Genomic DNA, 13,615 nt, shown 5'->3' with positions numbered 1-13,615 from the left:
AATATTACGACTGGAGATAAACCACCTGAGTTTGCAGATATTCATGCAGACCGTGTTTCCCGTCCGCCCCGCCGATACCCGACTTGCGCCAGCCCGCGTGGAAGCCCTGCATCGCCTCGAAGTTTTCGCGGTTGATGTAGGTCTCGCCGAATTTCAGCCCTTTGATGGCTTTCATCGCCACGTTCAGATCCTGGGTATACACCGAAGAGGTCAGGCCGTACTCGCTGTCGTTCGCCATCGCCAGCGCGTCTTCGAGAGAATCAAACGCCACCACCGGCAGCACCGGGCCGAAGGTCTCTTCGTGCATGATGCTCATCTCCTGGCGCACATCCAGCAGCAGGGTCGGCGGATAGTAGTAGCCTTTGCCTTCCACCGCCTTGCCGCCGAGCGCCACTCGCGCCCCCTCCTGCACCGCGCGCGCCACTTTCTGCTCGACGCGTTCCAGCGCCGCGGCGTTAATCAGCGGGCCCATCGCGATATCTGTGCGCTCCGCCGGATTGCCAAACTGCACCGCTTTCATCGCCTCACCCAGACGGTTCACAAAACGGTCGTAGATACCTTTCTGAACATACACGCGCTCGGCGCAGTTACACACCTGCCCGGTATTAATGACGCGCGAGTCGACAATCGCTTTCACCGCCAGCTCCAGATTCGCATCGTCCATCACGATCGCAGGCGCTTTGCCGCCCAGCTCCAGACACACTTTGGTGATGTTTTTCGCCGCGGCGGTCATGATCTTCTCACCGGCGGTGACGCTGCCGGTCATGCTGACCATCGCCACTTTCGGGTTGCCCGCCAGCTCCTGGCCGACGGTTTCACCGCGCCCGAGCACCAGGTTAAAGACCCCTTTCGGCAGACCAATTTCATCGACGATTTTGGCAAACGCGATGGCGTTGTTCGGCGTGAATTCGCTCGGTTTGATAACGATGGTGTTGCCCGTCAGCAGCGCAGGCGCCAGCTTGCGGGCAATCAGGAAGAACGGGAAGTTCCACGGCAGAATGCCGGTCGTCACGCCGAGGGCGCGTTTAAAGACCAGAATATTTTCGCCCGGACGATCGCTCTGGATAATCTCGCCTTCGTAACGACGCGCCCACTCGGCCATGTAGTCGATGTAATCGGCGGTGAAATTGACTTCCACTTCCGCCAGCTGTTGAATTTTGCCGCCCTCGGCGACAATAAGGGCGCTGATTTCACTCACGCGCTCGCGAATCCCGGCGGAGATTTTGCGCAGCCAGTTCGCACGCTCAATCGCCGGAAGCGCTTCCCAGCCCGGCTGCGCGCGGTCAGCAGCCTCTATCGCTCTGCGGGCGTCTTCGGCACGCCCATCGGGAATACGGGAAATGACCTCTTCGGTGGCCGGATTGGTGACATCAATCCAGGCGTCACCTTGCCAGGCAACAAACTGTCCATCGATATACATAGGATGTTGTACGGGTACTGTCATGACCTGCTCCTGTGGTTGCACTGTTTTTAACACGTGAAATTATTGTTAAAAATTACAGTGAGGTTTCAGGAGACTCATGGTATCGCGCTGTTTTTGTGAGATATCTCAAAAAAGAATCGCGTCAGCAAAACATTTTGATTACAGACGAGCAACATAAAATGCCCGTTTGCGACGCAGGCTGCGCAAACGGGCAAAGGTTACAGAAGGGAACGGCTGACCAGCGCCTCGGTGAGCGTGGTGTCATGGCGTAAAATCTGCCAGGCGGCTTCGACGCGAGGCGGAATATCCACGTGAGCGATAAAGTCGCGCCCCGCCGGGCCGTAACCGTTGGCATCATCAAGCAGGCGCGGGAGTTCGCCGAGCACCAGCGACAGATAGCGCTCCACCGGCCACAGCCCCTCGCCGCCACCGCTGAACACCAGACCGTCGTCGCTGTTTTGCAGACGCGGAATAATGCCCGGATGGCTGGTCAAGTGTGGCGGCACGCGCTCGTCGCGGCACACCCGCGCAAAGGTCGCCATGGTACGACGCTGCATCGTCGGGTCTTGTACCACCAGAAGGCGTTCCGGGACTGGCGCATGATGTTTGAGCATGTTCCAGCTAAACCGCGCATTTTCTCCGCAGTTGGTGGACTGGTCTTCAATCAAAATCCGTTCATCGGGAATGTGCCAGAACTGGCGCGCGATATCGGCAAGAATCGCCGCCTCTGCGCGTCCGGTGGTCGGAACGGTGTTATAGCGCGGGTGACGAGCCGTCGCCGCATACAGAAAAGTCGTCGAGTGGCCGATACCCCCGCTAATGATCAGCGGAATCGCCTGCTCAGACGCGACCCGGCAGGCGGCGTCGATGGCCGGGATCACCGCGTTCCCGGCAAGTATCACAGCATCAAACGGCTGGCCGTGACGATAATCGTCCTGCGCCAGCCACTCACCGGTCTTATTGACCGCCGCGAGGGTTGCCTCGGGCAGGCAGGGAAAAAGGTTAAGCGTCATCGTGACCTCCTTACATCAGGTTATGTTCAGAGTAACGCGTATGTCGTGACGAAACAGAGGATCTCTCCGAAAGCCGCCCGCCCGTTACCGCAGATGGCGGCAATCATATTTGATTTAATGAACTATTTCATATTCACTTGAATTATGATTTCTGCCACAGGTAGAATCGTTAGCCCACTAACTATTCAATTTTTCCAAAGGTAACTGACGTTATGCGCCTGCCTCAACGCGATCCTTATGCTCCTCGCGAGTGGCAGCCACATGAGAAACCCGCCCTGCTCGGTTCGCCTTCGACACCCCTTCACAGCACGCCAAAACGCGTGGCCTATGGCGTGGTGGGTTTACTGGTCTGCCTGACGGGTGCGCTCGGCAACGCGATGGTCGCCGCCAACCTGCAAAATTTGCAGGGCACTTTTGCCGTCTGGTCGACGGAGATCGCCTGGCTTCCCGCCGTCTACGTGATGACCAACGTCTCGATCAACCTGCTGCTGGTGAAATTTCGCCAGCAGTTCGGGCTGCGCGCCTTTACGGAAGGGTTTCTGGTGCTCTATGTGCTGGTGACCTTTTTCCACCTGTTCGTCAACGATTTGAGTTCCGCGCTGATGGTCCGCGCCGCTCACGGGATGGTCGCCGCCGCCCTGAGCTCGCTGGGCATTTACTATCAGATTCAGGCCTGGCCCGCGAAACATCGTCTTAAAGCGCTGACCATCGGGATCACCGGCTCCTCGCTGGCCATCCCCATCGCCCGCCTGTTCTCCACCGAACTGTTGCAGCTCGACGAATGGCGCGGGCTCTATTTCTTCGAGCTCGGCCTGGCGCTGATTTCGCTCGGGTGCGTGATCGCCCTGAAACTCCCGCCCGGCGATCGAAAAAAAGTCTTTGAGAAGAAAGATTTCATCACCTTCTTCCTGCTGGCACCGGGCATGGCGCTGCTCTGCGCGGTGCTGTCCCTCGGGCGTCTCGACTGGTGGTTTGAAGCGCCGTGGATCGGCTGGGCGCTGGCGGCCTCGCTGGTGCTGATCCTCTCCGCCATCGTCTTTGAACACAACCGCAGCAACCCGCTGCTCAATACCCGCTGGCTCTCCAGCGGCAGCATTCTGCGCCTGGGGCTGATTATGCTGCTGATCCGCATCGTGCTGGCGGAGCAAAACACCGGGGTGATCGGCTGGCTGCAGTATGTCGGGTTGCAGAACGAACAAATGACCCACCTGGCCTGGTCGATCTTCGCCGGGATCGCCTGCGGGATTGTCGCCAGCTGTCTGACCATTAAGCCGACCAAACTGGCCTGGCCGATCGTCACCTCCCTGCTGCTGATGATTGTCGCCTCCCTGCTCGACAGCCAGTCCACCAGCTTAACCCGCCCGGATCAGCTGATGCTCAGCCAGTTCTTGCTCGGCTTTGGCAGCGCGTTTTTCCTCGCCCCGGCGATGCTGGCGGGAATTGGCGGCGTGATTGCCGATCCGCGCAACCTGGTCAGCTTCTCGGTGCTGTTTGGCATGAGCCAGAATGTGGGCGGCCTGCTCGGTTCCGCGATCCTCGGCACCTTTCAGACCTGGCGCGAGAAATATCACTCCAGTTTATTAGCCGATCAGCTCACCACGCTGAATCCGCTGGTCAACGAGCGGCTACAAATGTACAGCCAGATGTACCAGAATTTGATTGGCGACAGCGCCCTGCTTGGCACTCAGGCCGTGCTGCAGCTGCAAACCGTCACCACGCTGGAGGCCAATATTTTGGCCTATAACGATACCTATATGCTGACGGCGGGGATTGCCACCGCCACGCTGGTCTGGATTTTGTGGCGCTTGCTGCGCCTGAGAATCACCGCCCGGATGGCGCTAAAACGCGCCACGGGCACCAAATAACAGAAGAAAATCAATAATGAACATGGCTTTACCCCGGGAGACGTTATGAGTCAGCAGGATGCCGCCAAAGAGCAGGCCAACACCCGCAATAACTTGCGCATTGTTTCTATTTTTACCGCGGCAGCCATCGGCATCGTCGGGGTACTGGTGATCCTCTACGCCTGGCAGTTGCCGCCTTTCACGCGTCACACCCAGTTTACCGATAACGCCTACGTGCGCGGGCAGACCACCTTTATCAGTCCGCAGGTCAACGGCTACATCACCGAAGTGAAGGTGCAGGATTTCGAGCAGGTCAAAAAAGGCGACCTGCTGCTGCAGATTGACGACCGCATCTACCACCAGCGCGTGCATCAGGCCGAGGCCCAGCTGGCAATGAAACAGGCGGCGCTGGAAAACAATCTCCAGCAGCGGAAAAGCGCTGAAGCGGTGATTGCCCGCAACGACGCGGCGCTGAAAAACGCCCGTGCCCAGAGCCTGAAAACGCAGGCAGATTTAAAGCGCGTGAAGGATCTCACCGCCGACGGTTCGCTCTCCATTCGCGAGCGCGACGCGGCTCTCGCCAGCGCCGCTCAGGGCAGCGCCGATATCGACCAGGCCAAAGCCACGCTGGAAATGTCGCGTCAGGATCTGCAAACCGTGATCGTCAATCGCGGCTCGCTGGAAGCGGACGTCGAGAGTGCGAAAGCCGCGCTGGAGCTGGCGCAGATCGATCTGCAGAACACGCGGATTATCGCCCCGCGCGACGGTCAGCTCGGGCAGATTGCCGTGCGTCTCGGCGCGTACGTCACCGCCGGAACGCATCTCACGACGCTGGTTCCGCCGCAGCATTGGGTCATCGCCAACATCAAAGAGACGCAGCTGGCGGATCTGCGCGTCGGGCAATCGGTCACCTTTACCGTCGATGCACTGAACAATAAAAAGTATCAGGGCCGCGTGCAGAGTATCTCTCCGGCGACCGGCGTGGAGTTCAGCGCCATCACGCCGGATAACGCCACCGGCAACTTTGTCAAAATTGCCCAGCGAATTCCGGTGCGTATTGAAGTGCTCGGCAAACCGGAAGAGACCGCCCTGCTGCGCCCAGGGATGTCCGTGCAGGTGAACATTGACACGCGGGAGGCGAAAGAATGACGCTTCGTCCCGTGGCCTGCGCCCTCGTCGCCCTGTGGCTGGCCGGGTGTCAGTCGGCAGATGTCGCCCCGGCGAAAAACTCGCTGCAAATCCCGGCCCAGTGGCGCGCTGCCACCGGCCCCGCCAGCCCGGCAGAACAGCTGTGGTGGCGAAATTTTCACGATAACCACCTCAACCGCTACGTCGATCGGGCGTTGCAAAATAACAGCGACGTGCTGATTGCCCGCGAGCGGATCAACGAATATCAGGCGCGCGTTTACGCCGCCGACAGCAGCCTGTTTCCGTCGCTCGATGCAGGCGTGAGCGGCACCCGGGCGCGTGCGCAGTCCGCCGCCACCGGGCTGCCGGTTTACAGCACCTTGTACAAAGGCAGTCTCACCGCCAGCTATGACGTGGATATCTGGGGCGTTAACCGCAGTACCGCGAATGCCGCCGAAGCCACGCTGGAAGCACAAAAAGCGGCAGCCGCCGCCGCGGATCTTACGGTCGCGTCGTCGGTGGCGTCGGGCTATGTCACCCTGCTTTCACTGGATGAGCAGTTGCGCGTGACGCAGTCGACGGTCAAATCGCGGGAAGATGCGTTGGCGCTGGCTAAACGCCAGTTTGAAACGGGCTACAGCTCACGGCTGGAGCTGATGCAGTCCGACTCCGAACTGCGATCCACGCGAGCGCAGATCCCGCTGCTTCAGCACCAGATCGCCGTGCAGGAAAATGCCCTCAGTCAGCTGCTGGGAGACAATCCCGGCGAGGTGGCGCGCAGCGACAGTTTCAGCTCGCTGACGCCGCTGCAACTCCCGTCACAGCTGCCCTCGTCGCTGCTCAATCGCCGCCCGGATATCGTGCAGGCGGAACGCCAGCTGATTGCAGCCGACGCCTCGCTCGCCGCCTCTCGCGCCAGCCTGTTGCCGTCGATCAACCTCACCGCCACGGGATCGGTACAGGATCGCACTTTGCCGGGCTTGCTGGATAACCCCCTGCAGCTCTGGAGTCTTGGCGGGAGTATCCTGGCACCGCTGCTGAACCGCCAGGCGCTGAACGCGCAGGTGGATATTTCCCAGTCCCAGCGCAATCAGGCGCTGTACGCCTATGAAAAAACCGTGCGCAACGCTTTCCGGGAAGTGAACGACAGTCTGGATGCCATCACGCGCTATCAGGAACAGCTGACCGAGCTGCTAGCACAGCAGGACGTAGCGCAAGAGACCCTGCGCATCGCACAAAATCGCTATCGCAACGGGTACTCGTCCTATCTGGACGTCCTCGACGCACAGCGCACGCTGTTCTCAGTGCAAACCAGCGTGGTGCAGGTGAAAAATAATCTGCTGCTGGCGCAGATTGATCTGTATAAGGCGCTGGGCGGGGGATGGAGGTAAAAGCATTATCTCCCTCACCCGTGGGAGAGGCTTGGGGTGAGGGCTCCAGACCGCACGAACCTCACCTCTGCGCCGGGTGGCGGCTACGCCTTACCCGGCCTACCGGGCTCATCATTTAATGCCCTCCCGCGCCTGCCTATTGCCCCCTTCTGTTTTCTTTCACCGCGTACTCTGTCTGGTATTGAGATTATCGACGGGGAACACACATGGGGAATCTTTCTGAACATTTCAGCACCAGCGAGTTTGCATGCCGGTGCGGGTGCGGTTTTATGAGTATTTCGCAGGAGCTTATCGCGGTGCTGGAAAGAGCGCGATGCGCGTTCGATGCGCCTGTCACCATTAACTGCGGCTGCCGGTGTCCGACGCATAATAAAGCCGTTGGTGGAGTGCCGAATAGCCAGCATTTACAGGGGATCGCGGCGGATATTGTGATTGCAGGAAGTACGCCGTCAGCGGTGTATCGCTGGTTTGATGAGCATTATCCGGAGACGCTGGGGCTGGGAAGTTATAAGACGTTCACGCACGTCGACGTACGCGGTCAGCGGGCTCGCTGGAAAGGATAAGCTGCAATCCTGCCCGAAGAAAAAGCCGGGTGGCGGCTACGCCTTACCCGGCCTACGATGGTTTTGTAGGCCCGGTAAGCGCAGCACCACCGGGCTCCAGACCGCACAAACCTCACCCGATCCACGACGGTTTTGTAGGCCCGGTAAGCGCAGCGCCACCGGGCACCAGACCGCACAAACCTCACCCGGCCCACGACGGTTTTGTAGGCCCGGTAAGCGCAGCGCCACCGGGCGGGGTTTAACCTGTAATTTGCTCCATCGCTTGCAAAATACGCTTATCGGAGATCGGATACGGCGTTCCCAGCTGCTGCGCGAAGAAGCTGACGCGCAACTCTTCGATCATCCAGCGGATCTCCTGCACATCTTCGTCGTCGCGGCGCGCGGGCGGCAGTTTGTTTAACCACTGCTGCCACGCCTGCTGGACGCTCTCCACTTTCAGCATCTGCGCGCGATCGCGGTGCGGATCGACGGCCAGTTTCTCAAGACGTTTTTCGATCGCATTCAGATAGCGCAAGGTATCGCCAAGACGTTTGAAGCCGTTCCCGGTGACAAACCCGCGATACACCAGCCCGCCCATCTGCGCTTTCACGTCTGACAGGGCCAGCGCCATGGTCATATCCACGCGCCCTTTCAGGCGTTTGTTGATATTGAACACCGCCGTCAGGATCTGTTCGACCTGCTTCGCGATAGTCACCACCGTCTCGTTCAGCCCGGCGCGCACTTTGTCGTGCAAGGCGGCAAAGCCCTCTTCCGTCCACACCGGTCCGCCCGCTTCGTCAATCAGCTTGTCCACACCGCAGGAGATACAGTCGTCGATCAGATCCAGCACCTTACCATACGGGTTGAAGTACAGTCCGAGCTTGGCTTTGTTCGGCAACTTTTCGTGCAGATATTTGATCGGCGACGGGATGTTCAGCAGCAGCAAGCGGCGCAGACCGCGCCACATCGCCTGCTGTTGCTCCTGCGGATTATCAAACAACTTGATCGCCACGCTGTCGCGCTCATCCACCAGCGCAGGCCAGGCTTTCACCTTATAGTTGCCGCGCTTCTGCTCGTAATGGTCCGGCAGATTGCCGAAGCTCCAGATGTGCAATCCGCTCTGTTCGATACCGTCGTCCGCTACCGCCGAGAGCGTCTCCTGCACTTTGCCTTTCAGCGCCTCTTTCAGCTCCGTCAGCGAGCGGCCTTCGTTGAGCTTTTTGTTTTTGTCATCCACCACCCGGAAGGTGATTTTCAGGTGATCGGGCACCTGATCCCAGTGCCAGGACTCGCGGTCAATGGTCACGCCAGACATACGGCGCAACTCCTTCTCCAGCGCGTCGAGCAGCGGCAGCTCCAGCGGCGTGACGCGGCCCAAGAAGGCTTCGGCGTAGTTCGGGGCCGGAACAAAGTTACGCCGCACCGGTTTCGGCAGGGACTTAATCAGTGCAATGATGAGCTCTCGGCGCAGGCCGGGAATTTGCCACTCAAAACCGCCCTCATCCACCTGATTGAGCAGCGGCAGCGGAATGTGAACGGTCACGCCGTCGGCGTCCGCGCCTGGCTCAAACTGATAGGTCAGACGCAGCTTGAGGTTGCCCTGATGCCAGAAGTTCGGGTAGTCCAGCTTGCTGACCTGCTCCGCGCCCTCTTTAATCAGCATGCTCTTTTCAAAGTTGAGCAGGTCCGGCGACTCTTTGCTGGCCTTTTTCCACCAACTGTCGAAGTGACGCGCAGAAACCACGTCGTGGCTGATGCGCTGGTCGTAAAACTCAAACAGCGCTTCATCGTCCACGAGGATGTCTCGACGGCGGGATTTGTGCTCCAGCTCTTCCACTTCTGCGCGCAATTTCAGATTTTCACGGAAGAAGGCGTGACGCGTCTGCCAGTCGCCCTCCACCAGCGCGTGGCGGATAAACAGCTCGCGGGAGAGCGCCGGGTCGATCAGGCTGTAGTTCACCTTCCGCGCCGCCACGACCGGCAGGCCGTAAACGGTCACTTTTTCCGTCGCCATCACCGCACCCTGCGCGCGTTCCCAGTGCGGTTCACTGTACGAGCGTTTCAGCAGATGCTGCGCCACCGGCTCGACCCACTCGGGATCGATGCGCGCCGCGATGCGACCCCACAGACGGCTGGTTTCCACCAGCTCCGCCACGATGGTCCATTTCGGCGGTTTCTTGAATAAGCCAGAACCTGGGAAGATGGAGAAACGGGCGTTACGCGCGCCGGTATATTCCTGCTTATCGGCGTCTTTCATGCCGATATGGGACAACAGCCCGGTCAGCAGTGCCACGTGAATTTCACGGTACTCCGCCGGTTCGCTGTTCACCGGAATGCCCAGCTCTTTCACCACCTGGCGCAGCTGGGTGTAGATATCCTGCCACTCGCGCACGCGCAGATAGTTGAGATATTCGACCTTACACTGGCGGCGGAACTGGTTCGACGACAGCGCTTTTTGCTGCTCGCCGAGGTAGTTCCACAGATTCACAAAGGCGAGGAAATCCGACTCTTTGTCGTGGAAGCGCTGATGTTTTTCGTCGGACGCCTGCTTCTTGTCCATCGGGCGCTCGCGCGGGTCCTGAATGGACAGCGCTGAGGTGATAATCATCGCCTCGCGCACGCAGCCGTGTTTTTGCGCCTCAATCACCATACGCGCCAGACGCGGGTCCACCGGCAGCTGGCTCAGCTGACGGCCCATCGGCGTCAGTTTGTAGGCAGTTACCTGTTCGTCGGTGGTAATCGCACCCAGCTCTTCCAACAGGCGCACGCCGTCCTGGATATTGCGTTTATCCGGCGCTTCGACAAACGGGAACGCGGCAATATCGCCCAGACCGAGCGCGGTCATCTGCAGGATGACGGATGCGAGGTTAGTACGCAGAATTTCCGGGTCGGTAAATTCCGGGCGCGACAGGAAATCGTCCTCGGAATAGAGGCGAATACAGATACCTTCCGAGACACGACCGCAGCGGCCCTTACGCTGATTCGCCGAGGCCTGTGAAACCGGCTCGATCGGCAGGCGCTGGACCTTGGTTCGATAGCTGTAGCGGCTGATGCGCGCCGTGCCGGGGTCGATCACATATTTAATGCCCGGCACCGTCAGCGAGGTTTCGGCGACGTTGGTCGCCAGCACGATCCGACGGCCGCTGTGGGACTGGAACACGCGGTTCTGCTCGCTATTGGATAAGCGCGCGTAGAGCGGCAGGATCTCCGTGTGGCGCAGATCGCGCTTGCTCAGGGCATCGGCGGTGTCGCGGATTTCGCGCTCACCGCTCATAAAGATGAGGATGTCGCCGGGGCTTTCGCGGCCCAGCTCATCCACGGCGTCAAAAATCGCCTGCAGCTGGTCGCGATCGACATCGTCCGCCTCTTCCACAATCGGGCGATAGCGCACTTCTACCGGATAGGTACGGCCAGAGACTTCAATGATCGGCGCGTTGTTAAAGTGGCGCGAGAAGCGCTCCGGATCGATGGTCGCGGAGGTAATGATGATTTTCAGATCCGGACGACGCGGCAGAAGCTCGCGCAGATACCCGAGCAGGAAATCGATATTCAGACTGCGCTCGTGGGCTTCATCGATGATGATGGTGTCGTACTGCATCAGCAGGCGGTCCTGCTGGATTTCGGCCAGCAGAATACCGTCGGTCATCAGTTTGACCATGGTGTTATCGCTGACGTGATCGCTGAAACGCACCTTATAGCCGATGCAACCGCCCGGCTCCGTTTGCAGCTCTTCAGCAATACGGTTCGCCACGGTACGCGCCGCCAGACGACGCGGCTGGGTATGACCGATCAGGCCCTTGATCCCGCGCCCCAGCTCCATACAGATTTTTGGCAGCTGCGTGGTTTTACCGGAACCCGTTTCCCCGGCCACAATCACCACCTGGTGATCGCGCACGGCTTCGAGGATTTCCTGTTTCTTCTGGCTGACGGGCAGGTTTTGCGGGTATTCAATCTTAGGGCGTGCCGCTTCGCGCAGCACGACTTTCCCGGCTGACTGTTCAATCTCTTTCGCCATCTCCTGGTAAATGGCCTGTTGTGCATCAGGATTTTTAACCTTTTTAATCCCGTGCAGGCGACGTGCGAAGCGCTGCTTGTCGCGCAGCATCAGCGTATCGAGCTGTTGCATCAGCATCGGGAAGGTTAATTTTTGTTGTTCTGTCATAGTGTTAGGGGGCAGTGCTCTGCCAGGCTAAATCTCACTTGAATGATGGGTATAGAGTACCACACCACCGCTTTGACTGCCTTATTCAAAAAAATCGAACATAGACTTCGATATATTGCGCTATCTCTGCGACAGGATTGTGAATAAAGTGTCAGCAAGCAACGGGGAACACCCCTATCCAAACCAATTAAAGGAATCACCCATGAGCAAAGTATTAGTTCTCAAATCCAGTATTCTGGCAGGGTACTCTCAGTCCGGTCAGCTGTCTGATTACTTCGTTGAACAGTGGCGTGAACAGCACAGCGCTGACGAAATCACCGTTCGCGATCTGGCTGCAAACCCGATTCCGGTACTGGACGGTGAGCTGGTTGGCGCACTGCGTCCAAGTGATGCCCCACTGACTCCACGTCAGCAGGAAGCGCTGGCGCTGTCTGATGAGCTGATTGCTGAGCTGCAGGCGCACGACGTGATCGTGATCAACGCCCCGATGTACAACTTCAACATCCCAACGCAGCTGAAAAACTACTTCGACCTGGTGGCTCGCGCTGGCGTCACTTTCCGTTACACCGAAAATGGTCCGGAAGGTCTGGTGAAAGGCAAACGCGCTATCGTGCTGTCCAGCCGTGGCGGTATCCACAAAGATACCCCAACTGACCTCGTAGCACCGTACCTGACCCTGTTCCTGGGCTTCATCGGTATTACCGACGTGAACTTTGTCTTCGCTGAAGGCATCGCTTACGGTCCGGAAGTGGCAACCAAAGCACAGACCGATGCGAAATCCGCAATTGACAGTCTGGTCGCTGCATAAGAATTTCCCCCTCTCACCGCCTGGTGGGAGGGATTTTATTCCCCCCTCTCCCGACGAGGAAAAACGTTATACGGGGAAGATCGCTTCGAATAATTGATAATATCGACCCCCAGCAACTGGGCGGAATGGAGTGCTAACTGCATTTTTTTTTCGATATAGTCTGCGTTAAATCTCATCGGGTCAGGTGTACTCTGCCCATAAAAAGCATCCTGTTCATACTCTCTGAAATAATCGCTCACCCACTCGTTAACACCGCCTTCTCGTTTATTCAGAAAGTTATTGCCTGGTTGCGGCATTCCATCTGCCTTCCATTTTTTAATTTTTTCCGGATTGTAGTCATGGTCGAATCCCAGTAGTCCCACGCGCTGCGGAGCCAGTACCAGCATTATCCAGTACAAGCCCTGAAAAAAGGAGGTGTAGCCAATTTCCTTCTCCAGCGCAAACCCTTGCAGATCGCCAAAGCCCAGTTGCTCTGCGGCCTGATGAAGAGCGTGCGAGTAGTTCGCATGGGTGATTTCATGGCGAAAATGCACGTGAGTGGGATAATTTTCTATCGGGAAATCTCCCGGTCGGATCCAAAAATCAAACTCGCCGCCCTCATAAATTCGCCAGGCATTATTCAGACACACTTTAATATGATCATGGTACTGCTCCTCTCTGGCTTGTAAGGCCGACAATCCACTGCCGATATATAAAACATTCATCCTGACTCCTTACTCGTTTCTCATACCGCGGTAAATTCAATTCCTTCCCGCTCATTGTCATATTCACCGGACAGACAAAGATCCAGAGGATAAGGCTCCCAGTAGATCAGACCGCGAATTTCAAACAGCATTTTTCCATGTTTGAATGGCCGATCTTTTTCGCTGTTGAGTCCCTTGACGATCAGTGATTGCGGGATAATTCGCGGTTCAAAACGCAGGATCGCCTCACGTAAAATTTGCTCCAGTTCCCGGCCGTTATTCCGGTTTTCCGGCGACCCCGCCAGGGGTGAAATGCCATAATTCAGCACCGTTTGCGCAATATCCTGATGTCTGACCGGACACAACTCGCGTTCGATATTGACGCAGTTCAACACCGCCGTGAGATCCCGCTGCACCAGACGGCGCAGGGTTCGACCATCGTGAAACGATTTATCTGCGGCTTCGTGCTGCTTTTTTGGCTCATCGTCTAATAAGCGGTCGAGCAGTGTGGGCAAAAACTGACGTTTATCCACCATGATTCGCCCTCGCCGATATGAAGATTTCTCCTTCCTGCGTGAGGCGTTCATGCCACGAATACGCATTTAGACATTCTGGTGATAG

General features: G+C 57.9%; 10 protein-coding genes. 5 read left to right on the top strand and 5 right to left on the bottom strand.

What is annotated here, in order from left to right:
- Positions 1-4 precede the first annotated feature (4 nt).
- Complete coding sequence (gene aldA / locus U9O48_RS11100; protein WP_324724323.1) at positions 5-1,444, bottom strand: aldehyde dehydrogenase; 1,440 nt, start codon at positions 1,442-1,444, stop codon at positions 5-7.
- Between the two features lie 197 nt (positions 1,445-1,641).
- Entirely contained in the window at positions 1,642-2,436 is a 795-nt protein-coding gene (locus tag U9O48_RS11095) for a YdcF family protein (RefSeq protein WP_324724322.1), read from the bottom strand.
- Positions 2,437-2,648: 212 nt separating this feature from the next.
- On the opposite strand from U9O48_RS11095, the gene U9O48_RS11090 reads away from it, so the two are divergent.
- The 4 genes from U9O48_RS11090 (at position 2,649) to U9O48_RS11075 (ending at position 7,362) form a co-directional block, all read left to right on the top strand.
- On the top strand, positions 2,649-4,301 hold the full coding sequence (locus U9O48_RS11090; RefSeq protein ID WP_390888245.1) for an MFS transporter: 1,653 nt from the start codon (positions 2,649-2,651) through the stop codon (positions 4,299-4,301).
- A gap of 45 nt (positions 4,302-4,346) precedes the next feature.
- Complete coding sequence (locus U9O48_RS11085) at positions 4,347-5,429, top strand: HlyD family secretion protein (protein WP_324724321.1); 1,083 nt, start codon at positions 4,347-4,349, stop codon at positions 5,427-5,429.
- Positions 5,426-6,799: an efflux transporter outer membrane subunit gene (locus U9O48_RS11080; protein ID WP_324724320.1), complete on the top strand. Its 1,374-nt coding sequence runs from the start codon at positions 5,426-5,428 to the stop codon at positions 6,797-6,799. The genes U9O48_RS11085 and U9O48_RS11080 overlap by 4 nt, the downstream gene beginning before the upstream one ends.
- 206 nt (positions 6,800-7,005) lie before the next feature.
- Positions 7,006-7,362 carry a D-Ala-D-Ala carboxypeptidase family metallohydrolase gene (locus tag U9O48_RS11075; protein ID WP_324724319.1) on the top strand — a complete coding sequence of 119 codons (357 nt, stop codon included), beginning with the start codon at positions 7,006-7,008 and terminating at the stop codon, positions 7,360-7,362.
- A gap of 238 nt (positions 7,363-7,600) precedes the next feature.
- Here the strand turns inward: U9O48_RS11075 and hrpA are convergent, their stop codons facing one another.
- Positions 7,601-11,503, bottom strand: a complete 3,903-nt coding sequence (hrpA, locus tag U9O48_RS11070; RefSeq protein ID WP_324724317.1) for an ATP-dependent RNA helicase HrpA — start codon at positions 11,501-11,503, stop codon at positions 7,601-7,603.
- A gap of 202 nt (positions 11,504-11,705) precedes the next feature.
- Between hrpA and azoR the strand changes: the two genes are divergently transcribed.
- Entirely contained in the window at positions 11,706-12,311 is a 606-nt protein-coding gene (azoR, locus tag U9O48_RS11065; protein ID WP_095281956.1) for an FMN-dependent NADH-azoreductase, read from the top strand.
- A 35-nt stretch (positions 12,312-12,346) separates the two neighbouring features.
- Here the strand turns inward: azoR and U9O48_RS11060 are convergent, their stop codons facing one another.
- Complete coding sequence (locus U9O48_RS11060) at positions 12,347-13,015, bottom strand: hypothetical protein (protein ID WP_285144526.1); 669 nt, start codon at positions 13,013-13,015, stop codon at positions 12,347-12,349.
- A gap of 20 nt (positions 13,016-13,035) precedes the next feature.
- The gene (locus U9O48_RS11055; protein ID WP_416382218.1) at positions 13,036-13,530 is read right to left on the bottom strand and encodes a type VI secretion system baseplate subunit TssE; all 495 of its coding nucleotides are present in this window, start codon (positions 13,528-13,530) and stop codon (positions 13,036-13,038) included.
- Positions 13,531-13,615: the final 85 nt, after the last annotated feature.

Source organism: Lelliottia sp. JS-SCA-14, from assembly GCF_035593345.1.
GTDB lineage: Bacteria > Pseudomonadota > Gammaproteobacteria > Enterobacterales > Enterobacteriaceae > Enterobacter > Enterobacter wanjuensis.
Note: the sequence above shows the minus strand (reverse complement) of the source record. Positions and strands in the feature narration are given on the sequence as shown.

What these genes read in the sequence shown, in the direction of transcription:
- aldA (WP_324724323.1), bottom strand. Translation starts at nt 1,444, where the DNA reads ATGACAGTACCCGTACAACATCCTATGTATATCGATGGACAGTTTGTT.
- U9O48_RS11095 (WP_324724322.1), bottom strand. Translation starts at nt 2,436, where the DNA reads ATGACGCTTAACCTTTTTCCCTGCCTGCCCGAGGCAACCCTCGCGGCG.
- U9O48_RS11090 (WP_390888245.1), top strand. Translation starts at nt 2,649, where the DNA reads ATGCGCCTGCCTCAACGCGATCCTTATGCTCCTCGCGAGTGGCAGCCA.
- U9O48_RS11085 (WP_324724321.1), top strand. Translation starts at nt 4,347, where the DNA reads ATGAGTCAGCAGGATGCCGCCAAAGAGCAGGCCAACACCCGCAATAAC.
- U9O48_RS11080 (WP_324724320.1), top strand. Translation starts at nt 5,426, where the DNA reads ATGACGCTTCGTCCCGTGGCCTGCGCCCTCGTCGCCCTGTGGCTGGCC.
- U9O48_RS11075 (WP_324724319.1), top strand. Translation starts at nt 7,006, where the DNA reads ATGGGGAATCTTTCTGAACATTTCAGCACCAGCGAGTTTGCATGCCGG.
- hrpA (WP_324724317.1), bottom strand. Translation starts at nt 11,503, where the DNA reads ATGACAGAACAACAAAAATTAACCTTCCCGATGCTGATGCAACAGCTC.
- azoR (WP_095281956.1), top strand. Translation starts at nt 11,706, where the DNA reads ATGAGCAAAGTATTAGTTCTCAAATCCAGTATTCTGGCAGGGTACTCT.
- U9O48_RS11060 (WP_285144526.1), bottom strand. Translation starts at nt 13,015, where the DNA reads ATGAATGTTTTATATATCGGCAGTGGATTGTCGGCCTTACAAGCCAGA.
- U9O48_RS11055 (WP_416382218.1), bottom strand. Translation starts at nt 13,530, where the DNA reads ATGGTGGATAAACGTCAGTTTTTGCCCACACTGCTCGACCGCTTATTA.